The 21,912-nt window shown below is 65.2% G+C and carries 16 protein-coding genes and 2 tRNA genes; 10 read left to right on the top strand and 8 right to left on the bottom strand.

What is annotated here, in order from left to right; translation table 11 throughout:
• Positions 1–266: 266 nt before the first annotated feature.
• The gene (locus tag ACT53T_RS00930; protein WP_476159524.1) at positions 267–1,985 is read right to left on the bottom strand and encodes an AAA family ATPase; all 1,719 of its coding nucleotides are present in this window, start codon (positions 1,983–1,985) and stop codon (positions 267–269) included.
• Entirely contained in the window at positions 1,982–3,592 is a 1,611-nt protein-coding gene (locus ACT53T_RS00925; protein ID WP_476159523.1) for a SagB/ThcOx family dehydrogenase, read from the bottom strand. The genes ACT53T_RS00930 and ACT53T_RS00925 overlap by 4 nt, the downstream gene beginning before the upstream one ends.
• Positions 3,593–3,804: 212 nt before the next feature.
• Between ACT53T_RS00925 and ACT53T_RS00920 the strand changes: the two genes are divergently transcribed.
• The 4 genes from ACT53T_RS00920 to ACT53T_RS00905 all read left to right on the top strand — a co-directional run bounded on the left by ACT53T_RS00920 (position 3,805) and on the right by ACT53T_RS00905 (position 10,024).
• Entirely contained in the window at positions 3,805–4,122 is a 318-nt protein-coding gene (locus ACT53T_RS00920) for a hypothetical protein (RefSeq protein ID WP_400765237.1), read from the top strand.
• Between the two features lie 299 nt (positions 4,123–4,421).
• A complete protein-coding gene (locus ACT53T_RS00915) occupies positions 4,422–5,993 on the top strand; it encodes a 2-isopropylmalate synthase (RefSeq protein WP_476159521.1) in 1,572 nt (523 codons plus the stop codon).
• Between the two features lie 231 nt (positions 5,994–6,224).
• Positions 6,225–8,951, top strand: coding sequence for an aconitate hydratase AcnA (gene acnA / locus ACT53T_RS00910; RefSeq protein ID WP_476159519.1), 2,727 nt, complete (start codon positions 6,225–6,227; stop codon positions 8,949–8,951).
• 158 nt (positions 8,952–9,109) lie between these two features.
• The gene (locus ACT53T_RS00905; RefSeq protein ID WP_036293452.1) at positions 9,110–10,024 is read left to right on the top strand and encodes a LysR substrate-binding domain-containing protein; all 915 of its coding nucleotides are present in this window, start codon (positions 9,110–9,112) and stop codon (positions 10,022–10,024) included.
• Between the two features lie 17 nt (positions 10,025–10,041).
• Here ACT53T_RS00905 and ACT53T_RS00900 read toward each other — a convergent pair whose 3' ends face one another.
• Positions 10,042–10,626: a L,D-transpeptidase gene (locus tag ACT53T_RS00900; protein WP_476159518.1), complete on the bottom strand. Its 585-nt coding sequence runs from the start codon at positions 10,624–10,626 to the stop codon at positions 10,042–10,044.
• Positions 10,627–10,866: 240 nt separating this feature from the next.
• Here ACT53T_RS00900 and mepA point away from each other — a divergent pair, with 240 nt between their 5' ends.
• A complete protein-coding gene (gene mepA, locus ACT53T_RS00895) occupies positions 10,867–11,781 on the top strand; it encodes a penicillin-insensitive murein endopeptidase (protein ID WP_476159517.1) in 915 nt (304 codons plus the stop codon).
• 11 nt (positions 11,782–11,792) lie between these two features.
• Here the strand turns inward: mepA and msrA are convergent, their stop codons facing one another.
• Both msrA and ACT53T_RS00885 read right to left on the bottom strand, forming a co-directional pair.
• Positions 11,793–12,374: a peptide-methionine (S)-S-oxide reductase MsrA gene (gene msrA, locus ACT53T_RS00890; protein ID WP_476159516.1), complete on the bottom strand. Its 582-nt coding sequence runs from the start codon at positions 12,372–12,374 to the stop codon at positions 11,793–11,795.
• A 71-nt stretch (positions 12,375–12,445) separates the two neighbouring features.
• Positions 12,446–12,781: a hypothetical protein gene (locus tag ACT53T_RS00885; RefSeq protein ID WP_244635237.1), complete on the bottom strand. Its 336-nt coding sequence runs from the start codon at positions 12,779–12,781 to the stop codon at positions 12,446–12,448.
• Between the two features lie 170 nt (positions 12,782–12,951).
• Between ACT53T_RS00885 and ACT53T_RS00880 the strand changes: the two genes are divergently transcribed.
• Both ACT53T_RS00880 and ACT53T_RS00875 read left to right on the top strand, forming a co-directional pair.
• Positions 12,952–13,041, top strand: a tRNA-Ser gene (locus tag ACT53T_RS00880).
• Between the two features lie 165 nt (positions 13,042–13,206).
• Complete coding sequence (locus tag ACT53T_RS00875) at positions 13,207–14,262, top strand: acyltransferase family protein (RefSeq protein ID WP_476159514.1); 1,056 nt, start codon at positions 13,207–13,209, stop codon at positions 14,260–14,262.
• A 103-nt stretch (positions 14,263–14,365) separates the two neighbouring features.
• Here the strand turns inward: ACT53T_RS00875 and ACT53T_RS00870 are convergent.
• Positions 14,366–14,440 (bottom strand) — tRNA-Gly (locus tag ACT53T_RS00870).
• 220 nt (positions 14,441–14,660) lie between these two features.
• On the opposite strand from ACT53T_RS00870, the gene ACT53T_RS00865 reads away from it, so the two are divergent.
• Both ACT53T_RS00865 and mfd read left to right on the top strand, forming a co-directional pair.
• Complete coding sequence (locus tag ACT53T_RS00865) at positions 14,661–14,951, top strand: FAD assembly factor SdhE (protein ID WP_024878041.1); 291 nt, start codon at positions 14,661–14,663, stop codon at positions 14,949–14,951.
• Between the two features lie 57 nt (positions 14,952–15,008).
• Complete coding sequence (gene mfd / locus ACT53T_RS00860; RefSeq protein WP_476159512.1) at positions 15,009–18,530, top strand: transcription-repair coupling factor; 3,522 nt, start codon at positions 15,009–15,011, stop codon at positions 18,528–18,530.
• Between the two features lie 39 nt (positions 18,531–18,569).
• Here the strand turns inward: mfd and ACT53T_RS00855 are convergent, their stop codons facing one another.
• Positions 18,570–19,289: a hypothetical protein gene (locus tag ACT53T_RS00855; RefSeq protein ID WP_476159511.1), complete on the bottom strand. Its 720-nt coding sequence runs from the start codon at positions 19,287–19,289 to the stop codon at positions 18,570–18,572.
• Positions 19,290–19,362: 73 nt separating this feature from the next.
• Positions 19,363–20,532: a GGDEF domain-containing protein gene (locus tag ACT53T_RS00850; protein WP_476159509.1), complete on the bottom strand. Its 1,170-nt coding sequence runs from the start codon at positions 20,530–20,532 to the stop codon at positions 19,363–19,365.
• Between the two features lie 85 nt (positions 20,533–20,617).
• Here ACT53T_RS00850 and ACT53T_RS00845 point away from each other — a divergent pair, with 85 nt between their 5' ends.
• Positions 20,618–21,907, top strand: a complete 1,290-nt coding sequence (locus tag ACT53T_RS00845) for a dicarboxylate/amino acid:cation symporter (protein WP_476159508.1) — start codon at positions 20,618–20,620, stop codon at positions 21,905–21,907.
• Positions 21,908–21,912 lie beyond the last annotated feature (5 nt).

Below are 21,912 nucleotides of genomic sequence, written 5' to 3'. Positions count from 1 at the left end.
TCGCGCTTCGAGACCGTCGCCGCCAGATGTCCTCAGCTGAGGCGGGGCAAATTTTTTGCTGGCGGGCGGCGCCAAAAAGCAGCCGATAAAACGGCGGAAGCCTCCCTCATGCCGAGGAGCCCCGCGGAAGCGGGGCGTCTCGAAGCACGAGGGAGGCTTCCCTTTGGTTTCGATTCCTCGCCGTCATCGCGAGCGGAGCGAAGCGATCCAGAGTCGCGGGGCGGCTCCTGGATTGCTTTGCCTTCGGCTCGCAATGACGCGGCGCGTCACTCCGCGGCGGTCTTCAATTCCTCCCCGCGCACCACATCCAATCCGCGGAAGATCGCGCAGCGCTGGAACACGGCGATATCCGGCGAGACCTGCTTCTGATGGCAGAATTTCGCCGTCAGCTTGGCCAGGCCCTTGATGTCGCGGCCCGTCGCATAGGGGAAGACGACGACGAGATCGTCGATCAGCGCGTCGGCGAGCTTCAGCTCGAACTGATCGGACATCACGCGCCAGATGCGGCGCTTCGCGTCATCGTCCGGCGGGCTGTATTTGATGAGCGCGATGCAGCGGGAGACGATCGCCTCGTCGATATCGTCGACGCGATTGGTCGTCAGGAACAGCAGGCCGTTGAAATATTCCAGCACGCGCAGGAACACGCCGACGACGGCGTTCATGGCGATATTGTCGTCGCGCCGCTTGATGTAGACGTCGGCCTCGTCGATCAGCATCACCGCGCCCCAGCGTTGCGCGCGGGTGAGAATCTCCTTCAGCGCGGTCTCCATCGTCGCGACATTGAGGCCGAGCTGGCCGGAATGCACGCGATAGAGCGGCCGCTGAATGATCTCCGAATAGACTTCCGCCGTCAGCGTCTTGCCGACGCCGGGCGGGCCGGCGCAGAGCACTGTGGTGCCGCCCGACTTGCCGGCGACGATATCGTCCATCAGCACGTCCATCTCGGCGGTCAGAATGTCGATGAGATCGGTCTGCTCGGCCGGCAGCACCAGCTTCTGCTTCAGCGCGGGCTTGTATTCATAGAGCTTCATCTCGTCGACATGTACCCACACATGGTGATGCAGATCGAGATGGAACATCAGAATGTAAGGGTGCACCGGAATGCGCTTGAACAAATGTTCGGGAATCTGCTGCTGCATCACCGCGAGCTCGTCCTCGACGGTGAACTTATTGCTCTTCGACGCTTTGCGGATGAAAGTGCCGAGCACGTCGCCGGGCGATTCCAGCGTCAGGCTGCGCGCCGAGAGAATGGCCTCGTCATTGACGAGGCGCGCGTCGCCGCCGCTGGTCGACAGCACCACGACATCCTTGCGCGACCAATCCGTGTCGCGATGCGAGGCGTTGGGGTCCTCGGCGTGAAAGCCGGTGCCGCGGCCGGTGAATTGCTGGCCATAGCGGCCGCGCCAATCGAAATAGGTCTCGGTCGCCGTGTCGAAGGCAGCGATCAGCTCGGGCGTCTCGCGGATGAAGCCTTTGACCGCGAGAATCTCGTTGATCGTGCGGCCCGCGATCTCCGCCGCCATGATGCGAATGGCGTTGGTGGTCAGCACGCCCTTGGCGTTGGATTTCAGCTCGATCATCACCTTGCCCGCCTCGTCGTTGGAGGCCGGCACATAGTCGAAGCGGGTGATGACGTAAGGCAGAGGCTTGGAGGCGACGCTCGCCGTGAACAGCCAGCCGCGAATGGCGTCGGCGGTCAGATAGCGCACCATCGCCGGCAGAACCTGCTCGAGCTCGGTGGCCTCGAAGCGCCGGCCGCCGGCCTTCAGCGCGTCGCGCAGCGTCGCGAGCTGCGCGGCTCTCGCGCGCATGTCCGGGCCGGCCGCGCGATAGAGATCTTCTAGGAAGGTCAGCTCCTCGTCGGAGAGATGAGAGAACTCGACCTCGACTCTGTCGCTGAAGCGCAATTGCTCCGCGAACCCGGCACGGGCCGGGAATCGCGCCATCAGCGATTCGACATATTGGCGTTCGATTTGAATATTCATCGCCGCTCTCGCCTGTCATCGGGATAGGGGGGAAGCGTCAGAATGCGCGTGTCTTCGACAGGCCCTCCGACGGTGAAGTGGTAGACGTCCTGGAACTGCATATCGCCCGGCGTCAGGCCCAGAAGCTCATGGACCGTTTCGTCGAAGAAGCAGCCGATGCCGGTGCCGGCGATCCCCGCCGCGGTCGCCCAGAGATAGAGAGCCTGGCCGATGAGGCCGGCCTCGAAATGCAGGCGCCGATAGGCGAAGGCGCCGTCCGCCGCCAGCGCGCGGTCGAATTCCGCGATCATCGCGACGCTGAAGCAGCCCTTGCCGGAAATGGGCTGGAGGCAGGCGAGCTTGGTCGCCTCTTTTTCCACCGAGCCGGCGTAAAGCCGATAGAGCGGCAGGCCTTCCAGCTCGACCAGCGACCATTCGAAGTCCTTGCGCGAGGCTTCGCGCAGCCGCGCGGCGACGTCGCTGTCGCGTTGCAGCGCATAGAGGCCGGGCTCCAGGCCATCGACGCGATGCACGAAGAGAATGAGCGTGATCGCCGCGCCCCAGGGAAAGGCGGAGAGCAGAGTGGATTCGCTCGGCAGCGTCGAGGCGATGAGCGCGGCGAAGGCCTCGCGCGAGATGGAGGTGGTTCCGTCCATCTTCTGCGCGCTGCGGCGCTTGCGCACGGCGGCGCCGATGGAGACGCCTTCGAAACCGGGCGCCGGCCATTGCGCGCGCGTCGGCGCCGGGGGCTTCGGCTGGCGCGGCTTGCGGCAGAATTGCCCGGCGAGATCGATGATCGGCCAGCCGTCGTGATCCTCGCTCAGCCGATTGGCCTGGCCGCGAAACTCGCGCGGCGCGTCGATGAGAGCGAAGAGATCGAGCGGCGTCGCCGGCCCCGGCTCGGTCGCGATCCACATCAGCAGATCGGGATGCTCCGGCTCGCGTCTGTGCCAGGCGTCGTCACGATCGAGGCCGATGAGCGCGGCGATCTCGCCGTCGGACGGATCGGCCAGCGCCTGCGCCCGCCAGCCGAGCGCGGCGGCGGCCTGAGCGACGGCGCCGATCGCATGGCCGGCGTCGAGCTGGCAATAGCGAAAGGCCCGCTCGCCATATTTCCAGGCCTCGCGCCAGGGAATGGAGGAGAGCGCGAGCAGAAAGCCGCCCTTGGGCAGCACGCGCGGCGCCGTATAGGTCGCGCGCTCCTCGAGCGCATGCAGCAGCGGCGCATAATGATAGAGCGCGGCGCCGGCCCCGAGCCCCTCCACCGCATCCATCAGCACATAGGATTCAGTGGGATGCAGATTGCCGGAGGAGGGATTGTTGCGCAGCGCCCAGGTCGAGCCTTCATAGCTCTTCCAGGCGCTTATGCCGAAGGACAGCTCGAGGAAGAGGCCGAGCGCGCGAAGATCGAGCGCCGCCGGCTGCGGCGCCGGGCCGGGGAAGGCGGGCGTCTCCTCGATGATGGGCAATGGCGTCTGCCGCACGCCCTCGAAGAGGCGGAAGGGCGAGGGCTGCGACGTCCAGTCGAGAAAGCCCGGACCCATCGCATAGCGGTTCGGCGCATGCTTGGTGCGCCGATGGTAGCCGCGAATATCGGTCGGCATGGCGTCGCGGTCGTCGAAGCTCATTTGCGCTCCCGCTCCCCGCCGCAGGAGGCGGGGAAGGTATGGATTTTGATTGTCGGCAGCTCGATCGGATCCCGACATGCGGCCTCTAGGGATTCAAGGATCGTGCCTTGTTCGCTGCGCCGCAAAAAAATGATCGGCGCCAGCAAAATCAGTCTGATAGTTAAATGCAGCCGTGTCGGTTCGGGAACGGCTCGGACAAAAGGAGCCTACCGATGTCGCAAATTGTCGAAGTCGCAGCCGCCGAGCATCGGCATTTTGGCGCATTGGTGACGATTCGCGTGGGCGAGCAGCCGCTGCGCCGCCTGACCCCGAACGAGGCCGGCATTCTCTCCCGCGCGCTGGCGGCGGTCGCCAATGGCTCCAGCGCGGAAAAGACGATTTTCATGAGCCCGATCGCCAGCGATCACGAGTTCGAGGCGCAGGTCCAGGACGATGGCGTCACGGTGAAGGCGGCGGACGGGCCGGAGATTTTTCTGGACTGGACGCAGACCCGCATATTGGCCGAGGCGCTGGCGAAGCTGGCGGGCTGAGGCGGGCTTCGACCCGCTCGCGCGCTCATGCTTGCAACCCGAGGCGAAGGCGCGTATTTTCATGCGCAGATCGGCGCAGCGCCGATGAGAGGAACTGAGCTTTGGCGGCAACGGCCACCATCACGAAAGACGCGGCGCGCTCCTCGGCGCTCGCCTCCGCGCGTCTTCTTTCGAGCCTGCTGCTTCTTAGTCGCCCCTGAACGCCCCCAGGGCCGCCCGGCCCAGGCATTCAGGGGAAGCCGAGCTAAGACGAAACTAGAGCGCCCGCGAGCTCGGGCCGAGCAGTTCAGGACGAAGCCATGACCGACAATAATCCTTCCGCCGCCCGCGACGCCGATCGCGTCGTCATTTTCGACACCACTCTGCGCGACGGCGAGCAATCGCCCGGCGCCTCCATGACCTTCGAGGAGAAGCTCGAGGTCGCCGATATTCTGGACGAGCTGGGCGTCGACATCATCGAGGCCGGCTTTCCCATCGCCAGCCAGGGCGATTTCGATTCGGTGTCCGAGATCGCCAAGCGCGTGAAGAACGCGACGATCGCCGGCCTCGCCCGCGCCGCCGCCAAGGACATAGACCGCTGCGCCGAGGCGCTGCGTCACGCCCGCAACGCGCGCATCCATACCTTCATCTCCACCTCGCCGGTCCATATGAAATACAAGCTCCAGATGGAGCCGGAAAAAGTATTGGAAATGATCGCGTCTTCTGTCTCGCGGGCGCGCAATCATGTCGCGGACGTCGAATGGTCGGCCGAGGACGGCACGCGCACGGAACATGATTTCCTGTGCCGCTGCGTGGAGACGGCGATCAATGCCGGGGCGACGACGATCAACATTCCCGACACGGTGGGCTACGCCACGCCGCAGGAATATGAGGCGCTGTTCCGCATGGTGCGCGAGCGCGTGCCCAATGCCGAGAAGGCGGTCTTCTCGGTCCATTGCCATGACGATCTCGGCCTCGCGGTCGCCAACTCGCTGGCCGGCGTGCGCGGCGGCGCGCGGCAGATCGAATGCACCATCAACGGCATAGGCGAGCGCGCCGGCAACGCCGCGCTGGAAGAAGTGGTGATGGCGATGCGCACGCGCCCCGATGCGCTGCCCTATCGCACCAATATCGACGCCAAGCTGCTGACGCGCGCGTCGAAGCTCGTCTCGGCGGTGACGTCCTTCCCGGTGCAATATAATAAGGCCATCGTCGGGCGGAACGCCTTCGCGCATGAGAGCGGCATCCATCAGGACGGCATGCTCAAAAATGCGCATACGTATGAGATCATGACGCCGGAGAGCGTCGGCGTGTCCAAGACCTCGCTGGTCATGGGCAAGCATTCCGGCCGCCACGCCTTCAAGGAGAAGCTCAAAGAGCTGGGCTATGAGCTGGGCGAGAATGCGCTGGAGGACGCCTTCAAGCGCTTCAAGGATTTGGCCGATCGCAAGAAGCTCGTTTATGACGAGGACATCGTCGCGCTGGTCGATGACGAGATCGTGACCGCCAATGACCACATAAAGGTCGCGGCGCTCACCGTCATCGCCGGCACGGCGGGGCCGCAGACGGCGGCGCTGACCTTGGACATAGACGGCGAGAAGAAGACGCATCAGGCGACCGGCAACGGACCCGTCGACGCCATCTTCAACGCCATAAAGGCGCTGGCGCCGCATGAGGCCGCGCTCGAATTGTTCCAGGTGCATGCCGTAACGGAAGGCACCGATGCCCAAGCGGAAGTCTCCGTGCGTCTTTCGGAGGACGGAAAATCGGTGACGGGCCGCGGCGCCGATCCCGATACGCTGGTCGCCTCGGCGCGCGCTTATGTCGCTGCGCTCAACAAGCTCATCGTCAAGCGCGCCAAGACCAAGCCCGAGGCGATGAAGGCGGGCTGAAGGCGGCGCATTCATCTTGTTCGAGGGACGCGGCGACGCGTCCCTCGTTTCGTTTTGCCGGCTGGCCCGAAATTCTCTACAAGGTTCGCGGATGGCGCGACGTCCCGTCATTGCGAGGAGCGAAGCGACGAAGCAATCCAGAGCCGTGGCCCACGGCTCTGGATTGCTTCGCTTCGTTCGCAATGACGGCTGTCCGCGCCTGTCATCGACTCCAAGCGAAGGAAGCGCGAAATGCCGTCACTCGACAGTTTCAAAGCCCTAGAGACGCTAAAGGTCGGAGACGACGCCTATCACTTTTTCTCGCTGAAGGCGGCCGAGGCCAATGGTCTCGAGGGCGTCTCGCGCCTGCCTTATTCGCTGCGCGTGCTGCTCGAGAATCTGCTGCGCAACGAGGATGGCCGCTCCGTCACCAAGGAGCATATCGAAGGCTTCTCGAAATGGCTGACCGAGAAGGGCAAGGCCGAGCGTGAGATCGCCTTCCGTCCGGCGCGCGTGCTGATGCAGGATTTCACCGGCGTTCCCGCCGTCGTCGATCTCGCCGCCATGCGCGACGCTTTTGTTGCGCTCGGCGGCGATCCGCAGAAGATCAATCCGCTGGTGCCGGTCGATCTCGTCATCGACCATTCCGTCATCGTCGATGAATTCGGCACCAAGAAAGCGCTCGACGCCAATGTGGAGCTCGAATACGAGCGCAATGGCGAGCGCTATCGCTTTCTGAAATGGGGCCAATCCTCCTTCGACAATTTCCGCGTCGTGCCGCCCGGCACGGGCATTTGCCATCAGGTCAATCTCGAATATCTCGCCCAGACCGTCTGGACGAAGAAGGAGAAGATCAAGACGGACGGCAAGAAGGAGACGATCGAATACGCCTATCCCGACACTCTGGTCGGCACCGATTCGCACACCACCATGGTGAACGGCCTCGCCGTGCTCGGCTGGGGCGTCGGCGGCATCGAAGCGGAGGCCGCCATGCTCGGCCAGCCGCTGTCCATGCTCATTCCCGAGGTCGTCGGCTTCGAGCTGACGGGCGAGCCGAAAGAGGGCGTCACCGCCACCGATATCGTGCTGACCGTCACGCAAATGCTGCGTAAGAAGGGCGTGGTCGGCAAATTCGTCGAATTCTTCGGCAAGGGGTTGCCGCATCTCTCGCTCGCCGATCGCGCGACCATCGCCAATATGGCGCCGGAATATGGCGCGACCTGCGGCTTCTTCCCCGTCGACGAGGAGACGCTGGACTATTTGAAAATGTCCGGCCGCTCCAATTCGCGCATCGATCTCGTCGAGGCCTACGCCAAGGCGCAAGGTCTCTTCCGCGAGGCCGACACGCCCGACCCGGAATTCACCGACACGATCTCGCTCGATCTTTCGACCGTGGTTCCGTCCCTCGCCGGGCCGAAGCGCCCGGAGGGCCGCGTCGCGCTCGAGGATGTCGGAACCGCTTTCGCGAGTGCGCTCGCGACCGAATATAAGAAGCCCGGCGATGTGACGCAGCGCTTCTCGGTCGAGGGAACGAATTACGACCTCGGCCATGGCGACGTCGTCATCGCGGCGATCACCTCCTGCACCAACACCTCCAATCCGAGCGTGCTGATCGGCGCCGGCCTGCTCGCCGCCAACGCGCATGAGCGCGGGCTGAAGGTGAAGCCCTGGGTGAAGACCTCTCTCGCGCCGGGAAGCCGCGTCGTCGCCGAATATCTCGACAAGGCAGGACTGCAGAAGGATCTCGACAAGCTCGGCTTCAATCTCGTCGGCTTCGGCTGCACCACCTGCATCGGCAATTCCGGCCCGCTGCCGGCGCCCGTCTCCAAGACGATCAACGATCATGACATTGTCGCGGCGGCTGTGCTGTCGGGCAATCGCAATTTCGAGGGCCGCGTCAACCCGGACGTGCAGGCGAATTATCTCGCCTCGCCGCCGCTGGTCGTCGCCTTCGCGCTTGCCGGCTCGGTCGCCAAGGATCTGACCAGGGAGCCGCTCGGCCATGACAAGAAGGGCGAGCCGGTGTTCCTGCGCGACATCTGGCCGAGCAACGCCGACATTCAGAAATATATCCGCAAGAATGTCACCCGCTCGCTGTTCCGCGACACTTATGCGGATGTGTTCGAGGGCGACAAGCATTGGCGCAAGGTCGACGCCCCCTCGGGCGAGACCTATAAATGGTCGGGCGGCTCCACCTATGTGCGCAATCCGCCCTATTTCGAGGGGCTGACCAAAGAGCCCAAGCCCGTCACGGATATCGTCGAGGCGCGGATTCTGGCCCTCTTCGGCGACAAGATCACCACCGACCACATCTCGCCGGCGGGCTCCATCAAGGCCGCTTCGCCGGCCGGACGCTGGCTCACCGAGCGTCAGGTTTCGCCGGCGGACTTCAACCAGTACGGCACGCGCCGCGGCAATCATGAGGTGATGATGCGCGGCACTTTCGCCAATATCCGCATCAAGAACCATATTCTGCGCGACGAGGCCGGCAATGTGCCGGAAGGCGGCAATACAAAACATTTCCCCGATGGCGAGACGCTCTCCATCTATGACGCCGCCGCGAAATACGCCGAGGAGGGCGCGCCGCTGGTCGTCTTCGCCGGCGCCGAATATGGCAATGGCTCCTCGCGCGACTGGGCGGCCAAGGGCACCATGCTGCTCGGCGTGCGCGCGGTGATCGCGCAGAGCTTCGAGCGTATCCATCGCTCCAATCTCGTCGGCATGGGCATTCTGCCTTTGACCTTCGAGCCGGGAACGAGCTGGGCCTCGCTCGGCCTGACCGGCGCGGAGAAGGTGACGATCCGCGGCCTCGCTGGCGACACGCTGGCCCCGCGCCAGACGCTGACGGCGGAGATCGTCTATCCCGACGGCAAGCAGGTGAGCGTGCCGCTGCTGGCCCGCATCGATACGCTGGACGAGCTCGAATATTTCAAGAATGGCGGCATCCTGCCCTATGTGCTCCGCCAGCTCGCCGACTGACAAAGGACGCGTTCTCTCCTTCTCCCGCCTCGCGGGAGAAGGAAGAGCGCCCTTCCTGATAGATGAGTTGAATTCATTCATCATCTTACAGCAAAGCTTTTGACAAGCAGCGCATTCGCCTCCATGAGATGAATAAATCTCATCCATGAGAGGCGGCGATGCGGGCTCTGCCCTCGCTTGTGTCCTTGCGCGCTTTCGAGGCGGCCGCGCGGCGGGAGAGCTTCAAGCTCGCCGCCGCCGAGCTCGGCGTCACGCCGACGGCGATCAGCCATCAGATCAAAGGTCTCGAAACCGACCTCGGCCTGCGTCTCTTCACGCGCAAGGCCCGCGAGGTCGCACTGACGCCGCAAGGTCTGGCGCTCTATCTCGATCTGCGCGTCGCCTTCGATTCCATGGCCGAGGCCATAGATCGCGCGCGGCGCCCGACCGAGCGCAAGCAGGCGGCGACCCTCTCCGCCACGGTCGCCTTCACCTCACGCGCGCTGGCGCCGCGCGCCGAATCTTTCCGCGGCCAGAATCCGGGCTGGGATTTGCGGCTGCACGCCTCCGACCGTCCGGCCAATTTGCGCGCCGGCGAGGCGGACGCCGCGATCCGCTGCGGCGTCGGCCAATATTCCGGCCAGGTGGCGACGCCGCTGTTCACCGATCGCTATGCGCCCGTATGCAGCCCGCGGCTCGACATTCGCCGCCCCAAGCATCTCGCCGGCGCGACGCTCATTCACCGCGAATGGGGGCCGCACGCCAATGGCCCGCGCCTGGCGAGCTGGCGCCGTTGGGCCGATGAGCGCGGCGCGAAGAGCTTCGACCCGGAGGTCGGAACCGTCGTCGCCGACGAGGAGAGCGCCATACGCGCCGCCGTCGCCGGTCAAGGCGTGGCGCTGGCCAGCCTGCCGCTGGTCGCCGCCGAACTCGCCTCCGGCGCGCTGGTGCAGCCCTTCGGCCCCGTGCTCGACGGCCTGCAATATGACTTCGTCCATCCCCTCGGCGCGGAAGACCGGCCGGCGGTCGCCGCGCTGAAGGATTGGGTCGTCGCCGAATTCGCCGCCGAGCCGTCCAGCCTGTCGCGCGGCTGAAAATCAGCCGCGAAACGTCAGTTGCCGAAGGGGCTCGTCATCGGCGCCGACTGCCAGCTCTTCACGCTGGTGACGGAGCGATAGCGCTGTCCCGGACCATAGGCGAGCGCATGGGAGCGATGCGGCCGATGCAGGCTCGCGACATTGGTCCGATGCGGCTTATGGGCGGCGTAGCGCGTCGCCGGCGAGGAGCCGGTGATGGAGATTTGCGCGCCCTCCTCCTGCACCAGCTTGTAGAGCGTCGCGGCGTTGGCCGGGGAGACGCGCACGCAGCCATGCGAGGCGGGACGGCCGAGCGCGCCGGTCGCATAGGTGCCGTGGATCGCATAGCCGCCGCTGAAGAAGATCGAATGCGGCATGGGCGACATGTGATATTTGCGCGAATAATGCATTTTCTGCAGGCCGGTGGGCGCATAGGTGCCGCGCGGCGTCACATAGCCCGCGCGAGCGGTCGAGACCGGCCAGCTATAGGAGCCCTTGGAGGACTCGACCTGCATTCTCTGGGTGGAAAGATCGATATGGATTTGCACGGTCGCCTGCGCCGCGCCGATCGATGCGAACATCGCAACGAGAACGAGCCCGAAGGCTTTGAAACAACGCATCACAACACTCCCCCACGAACACGAGACACACGCCGCACAGTTAGGGCGGCATAAAATGGCGCCTCCTACCTAGGGGCAATCTATATCCGAGGGTAAGGTTGACGCGAAAGCCAAAAAACGAGGCGAATCGATTCGCCTTCTCTTTCCGATGCTGCGCGGACTGGCGAAAAGACCGCAAAGCGCCCAGAATCTGACTGATTCACGCTTCGGTTCCCTCACTTCGCCACGAAAGCCGCAGAAATGATCCTATCGAGATCGGCCGCATTGGTTCTCTGGCTCGCCGCGATCGCGCCGGCCTTCGCGCAGGACAAGGGCACGCTGGACCCCAAGCCCTTGCCGCCGCTCGCCCATCCAGACGATCCCGCGACGCCCGCCAAGGAGCTCTTCGGCCGCGCCACCAGCCCCGCGCCGCTCGATCCCGATCCGATCGGCTTCTATTCGCATGGCTGTCTCGCCGGCGCCGAGGCGCTGCCCGTGAACGGCCCGAATTGGCAGATCATGCGCTTGTCGCGCAATCGTTTCTGGGGCCATCCGGCGCTCATCGGCTTTCTGCAGCGCCTCGCCCCGGCGGCGTCGCAGGCCTCCGGCTGGCCGGGCCTGCTCATCGGCGATATTTCGCAGCCGCGCGGCGGCCCTATGCTCACCGGCCACGCCTCGCATCAGATCGGCCTCGACGCCGATATTTGGCTCACCCCGATGCCGCAGCGGGAATTGTCCCGCGCCGAGCGGGAGGAGATGTCCGCCACCGACATGGTGCGCGAGGATCGGCTCGATATCGATCCCAAGGTATGGACCGAGGGCCACCTCGCCGTTCTGCGCACGGCGGCGCGCGCGCCGGAGGTGCAGCGCATCTTCGTCAACGCCGCCATCAAAAGGGCGTTGTGCCGGCAGGCGACGGGCGACCGCTCCTGGCTCGCCAAGGTGCGCCCCATGTTCGGGCACAATTACCACTTCCACATCAGGCTCTATTGCCCGAAGGACGCCGAGAGCTGCAAGGATCAGGACCCCGTGCCGGCGGGCGACGGCTGCGATTCATCCCTTGCCTGGTGGTTCACCGACGAGGCGCTGCACCCCAAGAAATCCACCAAGACATGGCCGCCCATGACCATGGCCAAGCTGCCCGGCGAATGCCGTGAGGTGTTGAAGGCGCGATAGATGAATCGAATTCAGCCTGGATCGACGCCGAGCCCCACGGGGCAGGCGACGCCCGTGCCGCCCAGGCCGCAATAGCCGTCGGGGTTCTTGGCCAGATATTGCTGGTGATACTCCTCGGCATAGTAGAAGCGCGGGGCCGGGGATATCTGCGTCGTGATCGGCCCGAAGCCTCGGCCCGCCAGCGCCTCGCCATAGGCGCGCTTGGACGCCTCGGCGATCCGCAGCTGCTCGTCGGAATAGCAGAAGATCGCCGAGCGATATTGCGTGCCTATGTCATTGCCCTGCCGATTGCCCTGCGTCGGGTCGTGGCTCTCCCAAAAGACGCGCAGCAGCTCCTCATAGGAGATTTTCGCGGGGTCGAAGACGACGAGCACCACTTCCGCATGGAAGGTGCGGCCCGTGCACACTTCTTTATATGTGGGGTTCTCCGTGGTCCCGCCGGCATAGCCGACCGCGGTCGTGTAGACGCTCTCGCCGAGCTTCCAGAAGCGACGCTCCGCGCCCCAGAAGCAGCCGAGGCCGAAGACGGCCTGTTCCAGCCCCGGCGGAAACGGGCCTTCGATAGGATGATGATTGACGAAGTGATCGGTCATTCTGTCGACCTTTCGCTCGAGATGGGCCGAGACCTCGATATGGCCCCGCGGCGCCGGCGGCGAAAGGGCGTTCAGCGGAGCGGATAGTCGATCGGCCGGCGGCGCTTGCGGCTCAATGCAATGAGCAGGCCGCCGAGGCCGGTGAGCGTGAGGCTCAAGGGCGCGAGCAGCAGAGCGAAGACGACGGAGCCCCAGATTTGTGGGGCTTTCTGCTCCAGCGCGATGCGAAAGGCCTTCATCTGCGCCGGAAAAAGATCGGCCGCGCCTTCGCTGAGCGGGGTGACATGCAGCCCGTCCCCGGCCAGCGAGCGCGTGCCGTCGACGATGAGGGCCGCGAATCCGCCGGCCAAAAGGAGGAGACCGAGAAATCGGACGATCAATCGCAGCATGGCGCTTTCGAGCCCCAAGGGAAGGCTCCTGAATAGAATGCGCCGGGCCGTCTGTCCACGACGGGCCGCCACGAGGCGAGAGAATGTCGCTTCGGCGTGGATTTCCCTACGGAAAGATTTGCACTCTGGCGGCTTGTGAATATAGTGCGCGCCGATCCAGGGCCGATTCTGAGCCGGCCAGGGTCGATGGAGGGGTGGCCGAGTGGTTGAAGGCGCACGCCTGGAAAGTGTGTATACGGGAAACCGTATCGCGGGTTCGAATCCCGCCCCCTCCGCCAGCGCCCACCGCCCCTGATCGCCCTTCGCCGAAGGAGCGCGACGCCCGCGTGCGAGCTGCGCCTTATGCGGAGACTTCCGTAACTTTCCTCGGCTATCCAGCGAATTCGCTCCGCGAAGCGCGCGCATTTCTGCTGCGTCCGCCAGCGGCGTGGAGGTGGGCGCCGATGAGAGAAGCTCGGATCGCTTGGATCGATAATGCGAAAGGGATGAGCGTCATCCTCGTCGTCATGATGCACTCCGCGCTCGGCGTCGGGGAGGCCATGGGGGGCGAGGGGCTGCTGCATTGGCTGGTGGCTTTCGCCAAGCCGTTTCGCATCCCCGGCTTCTTCTTCATCGCCGGGCTGTTTCTGTCGCGCGCCATCGATCAGGACTGGCGGAGCTATCTCGACAAAAAGGTCGTTCATTTCGCCTATTTCTATTGTCTGTGGCTTCTCATCCAATGGCTGTTCAAGAGCGCGCTGCGGCCGGGCGCCGATCCGCTGACGGCGCTCGGGCAATTGGCGCTCGCTTTGGTCGAGCCGTTCGGAACCCTGTGGTTCATCTATCTGCTGCCGATCTTCTTCGTCGCGACCAAGCTGCTGCGCTTCGTTCCGCCGCCGCTCATGCTGCTGGCGGCCGCTGCGCTGGAGGCGGCGCCGATCGAGACCGGCTGGGCCGTTCCCGACGAATTCGCCGCGCGCTATGTCTACTTTCTGTCCGGCTATCTTTTCGCGCCGCGGGTCTTCGCTCTGGCCGAATCGGCGCGGCGTTATCCCCGCGCGGCGCGGTACTGGCTGCTCGGCTGGGCGATGGCCGATGCGGCTCTCGCCTTCTCGCCCACGCCCTTGGCCGATTATCCGACGCTCGCCTCGCTGCCGCTGGTGAGCCTCGTCACGGGCTTCGCCGGTGCGGCGGCGGTCGTTGCCGGCGCCGCTCTGCTCGCCGATCTTCCCTCGATGGAATGGCTTCGATATTGCGGCGCCAATTCGCTGGCCATTTATCTCGGCTTCTTCCTGCCGATGGCGGCCGCCCGCAAGCTCATCGTCGATCATGATCTCGTGGACAGCGTGGGCTGGGCCTCGCTCATCGTCACTATGGCCGGCGTCATCGTCCCGCTGCTGCTGCATCGCGTGACCGAGCGGGGGCGATTCCGCTTTTTGTTCGAGAGGCCCCGGTCTTTCCGCCTCGCGCCCCTCGAGACGCGCGCGGCCGAGCGTTCCGCGCAGCAGAAGGCGGCCTAGAGGCGGAAGTTCGGATACGTCGGGAGAAGGACGCTGTCGGCCTCGAGGCGGACAGCGGGAAAGCGCCCAGAAGGCTTCGCCTATCATCTGAAGCGATGATTTTTGGAGCGGGCGAAGGGATTCGAACCCTCGACCCCAACCTTGGCAAGGTTGTGCTCTACCCCTGAGCTACACCCGCATCCGTGTCGCGGCGACGCGACGGGGGTCCTTATGCCGTAATCGAAGCGTGATTGCAACTGTCTCGACGACAGTCTCGCACGGCTTCGCACAGGCTGTGGATGATCTATCTTTTCCGCGCCGGCTGCGCTAATTCCTGCGGTCTCGCGCCGGCGCCCGAAATGGCGGCCCGGCGCGCGCATTCTTGTACTTAGCCCCTGTCCGCCCGCGGATTTCCGCCCTTGAGCCACTCGACGCCAGACGATTCCGACATTCGCCGCAAGCGCATAAAAATTCGCGCCTGGCGCCGCGGCATGCGCGAGATGGACATATTGATGGGCCGTTTCGTCGACGCCACGGTCGATTCTCTGCCCGAGGCCGAGCTCGACGATCTCGAAGCGCTGCTGGACGCCGAGGATGACGTGGTCTTCCGCTGGCTGTCGCGCGCCGAGCCGGTTCCCCCACGCTATGACACGCCCCTCTTCCGCCGGATCGCGGCTTTCCACACGCATGAGAAGCCGATCGATCTTTGAGAGCATGCTCCGCGAGAACATGCGAATTCGAACAGCGATAAAAAGCCCGACCTTCCGATGACCGATCTCAAATCCGCGGTCGCCCGCCTGGAAAAAGGCGACAAGCTCCGCTTCGTGAATGTCCCGGACGGTTTCGACGCTTTCGTCGCCGCCGATCTCACCCGCGCGCTGGCCCGCGTCGCGGAAGGGCGGCCGGCCGTCTTCGTCCATGTGGCGCGCGACGCGCAGCGCTCGGCGGCCTTTCGCGAGGCGCTGCGATTCGCCGCGCCGGAGGTGGAAGCGCTGGATTTTCCCGGCTGGGATTGCCAGCCCTATGACCGCGTCTCGCCCAACGCAGCTATATCCGCCCGCCGCATGACGGCGCTGGCGCGCCTCGCCCGCTCCAAATCCTCTGCCGAGCGGCCCCGCGTCGTCATGACCACGGTGGATTGCCTGCTGCAGCGCGTGCCGCCGCTGGAAAATGTCGCCGCCGACACTTTTTCCGCCGCGCCCGGCAATGTGGTGCGTCTCGACGAGCTGGCGCTGTGGCTGGAGACCAACGGCTTTCTGCGCTCCTCCACCGTGCGCGAGACCGGCGAATATGCCCAGCGTGGCGGCATCGTCGATCTCTACGCGCCGGGAATGCCGGGGCCGATCCGCCTCGATTTCTTCGGCGACACATTGGAATCGATCCGCAGCTTCGATCCCGAGAGCCAGCGCACCATTGGGCAATTGCGCTCGCTCGATCTCGTGCCGATGAGCGAATTGCGGCTCACCAGCGACACGATGCGGCGCTTTCGCCAGGCCTACACGACGCGCTTCGGCGGCCAGACGCGCGGCGACGCTCTTTATGAGGCGATCAGCGAGGGCCGCCGCCATCAGGGCGCCGAACATTGGCTGCCGCTGTTCTATGCGCGCATGGGCAGCGTCTTCGATTATGTGGGCGAGGCCCCGCTTCTGCTCGATCCGCTGGTGGAAGAAGCCGCCGGCGAGCGGCTGACGCAGATCGCCGATTATTACGACGCCCGCAAATTCGCCTATGACGCCGCGCCGGCCGATTCCAATTACAAGCCGCTGCCGCCGGACCAGCTCTATCTCACCATAGAGGAGTGGCGCGGCAAGCTCGAGGGGCGCAGCCTCGCGACCTTCTCGCCCTTCGCCGCGCCGGACGGCGCCGGCAAGGAGACGGTGGATTGCGCCGCGCGCGCCGGCCGCGATTTCGCACCCGAGCGCAATGACGAGAACGCCAATGTCTTCGAGGCCGCCGTCGCGCATGTGAAATCGCTGCGCGGCGCCGGCAGAACCGTCGTCGTCGCCGGCTGGTCGGACGGCTCCTGCGAGCGTCTCGGCAGCGTGCTCGCCGAGCATGGGCTGCGCGATCTGAAGACGGTTTCCTCTCTGCCCGCCGCTCTGGCGCTCGGCAAGGGCGCGGCGGCGCTGGCCGTGCTCGGCGTGGAGCACGGCTTCGAGACGGAAGGCCTCGCCATTCTCGGCGAGCAGGACATTCTCGGCGACCGCCTCGTGCGGCGTCGGCGCAAGACCAAGCATACGGAAAATCTGCTCGGCGAAGTCGCCGCGCTCTCCGCCGGCGATCTCGTCGTGCATGTCGATCACGGCATCGGCCGCTTCATCGGCCTCGAGACGATCACCGCCGCCGGCGCGCCGCACGACTGTCTCGAGATTCACTATGCCGGCGGCGACAAGCTCTATCTGCCGGTCGAGAATATCGAGCTTTTGACGCGCTACGGCTCCGAGGATACGGAGGCGGTTCTCGACAAGCTCGGCGGCGTCGGCTGGCAGACGCGCAAGGCGCGGATGAAGAATCGCATTCGCGAGATGGCCAAGGGCCTCATCGCGATCGCGGCGCAGCGCAGCCTGCGGCAGGCGAATAAGCTCGTCCCGCCGGAAGGGCTCTACGACGAATTTTGTGCGCGCTTCCCTTACGACGAGACGGAGGATCAGGCCGCGGCGATCGAGGCCGTGCTGGACGATCTCGCCTCGGGCCGGCCGATGGATCGGCTCGTCTGCGGCGACGTCGGCTTCGGCAAGACGGAAGTGGCGCTGCGCGCCGCCTTCTGCGCGGCGATCAACGGCCGGCAAGTGGCCGTCGTCGTGCCGACCACCTTGCTCGCGCGCCAGCATTACCGAACCTTCTCGACGCGTTTCTCCGGCTTGCCGATTCGCATCGCGCAATTGTCGCGCATGACCAATAGCGCCGACACGCGCCTCGCCAAGGCCGGCATTGCGGATGGCACGGTCGATATCGTCGTCGGCACCCATGCCGTGCTCGGCAAGGCGATCTCCTTTAAAGACTTGGGCCTCGTCATCATCGACGAGGAGCAGCATTTCGGCGTCGGCCATAAGGAGCGCTTAAAAGAGCTGCGCGCCGAGGTGCATGTGCTGACGCTCTCGGCGACGCCCATTCCGCGCACATTGCAGCTCGCCATGACCGGCGTGCGCGAATTGTCGCTCATCGCCACAGCGCCGGTCGATCGCCTCGCCGTGCGCAGCTTCGTTTCTCCCTTCGATCCGCTCATCGTGCGCGAGGCGCTGCTGCGCGAGCGCTATCGCGGCGGCCAAGCCTTCTTCGTCTGCCCGCGCATCGAAGATCTGGAAGACGCCGCCGCCTTTTTGCGCGAGGCCGTGCCGGAGGCGAAATTCGTCATGGCGCATGGGCAAATGGCGGCCGGCGATCTCGAAGAGCGCATGACCGCTTTCTACGAGGGGAAGTTCGACATTCTCCTCTCGACGACCATCGTCGAGTCTGGCTTGGACATTCCGACCGCCAACACGCTCATCGTCTGGCGCGCCGATATGTTCGGCCTCGCGCAGCTCTATCAGCTGCGCGGTCGCGTCGGCCGCTCCAAGACGCGCGCCTATGCGCTCTTCACCACGCCCGCCAACAAGACCATCACGCCGCAAGCGCAGAAGCGTCTCGAAGTGCTGCAGAGCCTCGACACGCTCGGCGCCGGCTTCCAGCTCGCGAGCCATGATCTCGACATTCGCGGCGCCGGCAATCTTCTGGGCGAGGAGCAGTCCGGCCATATCAAGGAGGTCGGCTACGAGCTCTATCAGCAGATGCTGGGCGATGCGATCACTCTGCTGAAGGCCGGCATAGAGGAGCCGGAGGAGGAGGCGTGGTCGCCGACCATCGCCATAGGCGCGCCGGTGACGATACCGGAAGATTACGTTCAGGACCTCACTCTGCGCCTGCAGCTCTATCGGCGTCTCTCGACATTGGAGACGGATCAGGACATCGAATCCTTTGCGGCCGAGCTCATCGACCGCTTCGGCCCGACGCCGCCGGAAGTGGAGCTGTTGCTCAAGATCGTCGCCATCAAGGCGTTGTGCCGCAGGGCGCATGTGGAGAAGCTGGAGGCGGGGCCGAAGGGCGTCATCATCGCCTTCCGCGACGGCAATTTCGCCGATCCCGCCGGCCTCGCGCGCTATGTGATGGAGCCGAGCACGCAGGCCAAGGTGCGGCCGGACATGCGAATCGTCTTCATCCGCGATTTCGCCGATATGAAGAGCCGTCTCGAGGGCGCGCGCCGCATATTGCGCACGCTGGTGTCGATCGCGGAGAAGAAGAAGGCGGCGTGATCTCGTCGCGCTCATGCGCGACGAGCCCGACAGCCTCGGTCAGTGGCCGCCCTTGGCCTGGTGATAATTCTCCACATTGGTCTGGAAATCGGCGACGCATTTTTGCGGAACCTCGTCGGCGATCTCGGGCCGCGCGTCGAAGCAGTCGCCGAGCATTTCCGGGCCGGACGCAAATCCCTTGCAGAGCGAGACATAGATGGCGTTGCATTCGCGCGACAGCTTTTCCTCCAGCGTTCTGGCGACGAGCATGCCGTCGATCAGGTCGCGCGCCTCCTCATTCGTCTTCGCCGCGCCGACGACCACGGGCTCGCCGCGCAGATCGAAAACCATGAGCGTGGAGGCGGACGCGCCGTCGGCGCGCTGATAGGCGACGCGCACGATCAGCCCGGCCGGCGCGCCGGCGGGATCGAGCCGCCACTCGGCCTGCTTCGCGCCCGTGACATTGGGAAAATTGCCGAGCGAGAAGGCCGAAGCCATGGGCCGCTCCAGCGAATAGAGCGTCTTGCCGCGCTCGAGCACGAGGAAGCTGCGCGGATCATCGTCCACGACATAGACCGAAAAGCCGCCGACGCCGGCGCAACGGAAAATCGCGGTCCTGCCGCTCCGCTCCAACGTGCGATTCGCGAGCTTCAGGCGATCGACAGCGGGGCAGTTCTGGAGAGCACTGTATCGCGACTTCGGCTCCGCGGCGGGGGCTGCGCAGACGCGCGAGGCGAGAGCGGCGAGAGCGAGAAGAGAGAGGGCTATTTCGCGGATCATTCCGGCTCGGCCTTTCGATGCGATGGAGCGGCACAATATAGCGACCGACGAAGGGCGAAGCGATGATCGGCGCTCAGCCCTGGATCTCCTTCAGTCTCGCCCCGCGTGCGACGCAGACGCGATCGCGGCCCAGCGTCTTGGCGCGGTAGAGCGCTTCGTCCGCGCGGCGCATGGCGTGGGAGAAGCTCTCGTCCGCGCCGATTTCGGCGACGCCTATGCTGACGGTGATCGGGGGCAGGCGCGGCGTGGCGTGCAGCGCCGCCGCCTGCCGGATCATCTCGGCGACGCGCCGTCCTCGAGCGAGCGGGGCGCCCGCCAGGAAAATGACGAACTCCTCTCCGCCCAGGCGGCCGGCGAGCGCGTCTTCGGGGGTCGTCAGCCGCAGCAGCGCGGCGAAATATTGCAGAACCTCATCGCCGACCGCATGGCCGAATCGATCATTGACCCGTTTGAAGTGATCGAGATCGAGGAGAACGACCGTCGTCGGATCGCGCTCGGCCTGCGCGCTCGCGAGCCGAGACGCGCAAGCGAGATCGAAGCCGCGCCGGTTCAAGAGCCCGGTCAATTGATCGATCTCCGCCGCGCGGCGCGCCTCGCGGATCGCCTCCTGCGCGACGATGAGCAAGGTGAGCAGCCCGGCTGCGATCAGCAGAACGCCCGTCGCCGATTGCGAGGCGATCGCATAGGAGCTGGCGACATATTCGCTCGGGGTGCGGCCGACGCCGAAGGCGGTCGCAAAAAAGGGCTTTGCGATGAAATGCGCCGCGATCAGCCCATAGAGGCCGGCGAGCGCCACTTCGAGCGCCCCGCGTCGGCTCGCGAGCAGGATGATCCAGCCGCAGCAGGCGGTCGCCAGAGCATAGGGCGTCTGATAGACGAGGTTGAAGGCGAGACTGTCCTGCGGCCATTCGCCGATCGCCGCGCCGCTGAGCAGCGCGGCGCAATAGAGAAAGGCGACCGCGCTCCAACGCGGGCCGCGACCATAGAAGCGGGCGAGAGAGGCCGCCATCAAAAATAGGCCCGCGCAAAAGCCCACATAGTTCAGCGCGCCGAAGAAATAGGGCCAGACGCCGAAGCGGACCACGAAAAGGCTCAGCGGGGCCGACAGTCCGAGCATATAGCTCGCGGCGAACCACAGCGCTCGGCGGTCGGCCGGATTGGCCAGCGCGACGAAGACAAAGCTCGCGGCGAACAGCGCCGCGATCATGACATTGACGATGAGAGCGTAGGACGCGCCGAGCATAGGTCTCCCGAGACGCCGGGAATAGGCCTATAAGGTTGACAATTCGCGTCATTTTCATGTCGGCGATCATTGGAGGACGAAAAGATTGCAACCGAAAGATAGAGAGACGTCGACCGGCCTCATCGCGCATTGGCGCGCCATTCCGCTCTATTCTCGCATCATCGTCGCGGTGGCGCTCGGCGTCGGCGCCGGCCTCGCGCTCGGCGATTCGGCGCATATCCTCGAGACGCCGGCCAAGCTCGTCCTGCGTCTGCTCGGCGCGCTGGCGCCGCCGCTGATCCTGCTCGCCATCGTGCAGGCGCTCATGCGCGCGCATCTCGGCGGCGGACAGGCGCTGCGCCTCGTCGCTCTGCTGTTCACCAATACGCTCGTTGCGATTCTCATCGGCCTCGCCGTGGCGAATGTGCTGCAGCCCGGCGCCTGGACGGCGGCGGCGCCCGCCGCCCCTGCGGAGAAGGCCGCGGCTGTCGGCGCTGATCCGCTGACGCAATTTCTCGACAGCGTGCCCAAGAGTCTTCTCGGACCTTTCGGCGACAATGGCGCGGTGATGGGCGTCATCTTCATCGCCGTCGCTTTCGGCGTCGCGCTGCGCGGGCTGCGCACGCATGAGGTGCGCACGGTGGAGGATCTGGTGCATGTGGCGCTGACGAGCCTCATCGCCATTCTGCACTGGATCATCGATGTCGTGCCGCTCGCCGTCTTCGGCCTCATCGCCAGCATCGTCGGGGTGAAGGGCTTTCGCGATTTTTTCGCGCTCGGCGGATTCTTCATCGCCGTCGTCACCGCGTTGGCGCTGCAATTCCTCTATTATCTGCTGCGCATCAGGCTCGGCTCATGGGCGCGCCCGCTGCATGTTGTCGCCGGCATGCGCGACGCATTGCTGATGGCTTTTTCGACCGGCAGCTCCACGGCGACCATGCCGCTCACCTATGAGCTCTTGCGCGAGCGCGTCGGATTGCGCGAGCAATCGGCGAGCATGGGCGCGCTGGTCGGCTCCAATTTCAACAATGACGGCACGGCGCTCTATGAGGCGATGGCGGCGCTCTTCGTCGCGCAATTGCTGGGGCTGCATTTGACGCTCGGCCAGCAATTTCTGGTGGTGCTGACCTCCATCGTCGCCTCTGTCGGCGCGGCCGGCATTCCAGAGGCCGGTCTCGTGACCATGACGATGGTGTTCCGCGCCGTCGCGCTGCCGACGGACTATATCGCGCTGCTGCTGACGGTCGACTGGCTCTTGGATCGCTGCCGCACGGCGATCAATGTGATGGGCGATGTGACGGTGAGCTGCCTGCTGGACGGCAAAACGCCGGCGAGCGAAACAGGGGCAGGCGAAACAGGGGAAGGCGAGGGCGCCTCGCCCCCGCCTCTCCGATAGGCCGC

Source organism: Methylosinus sp. DMC45, assembly GCF_056313885.1.
Note: the sequence above shows the minus strand (reverse complement) of the source record. Positions and strands in the feature narration are given on the sequence as shown.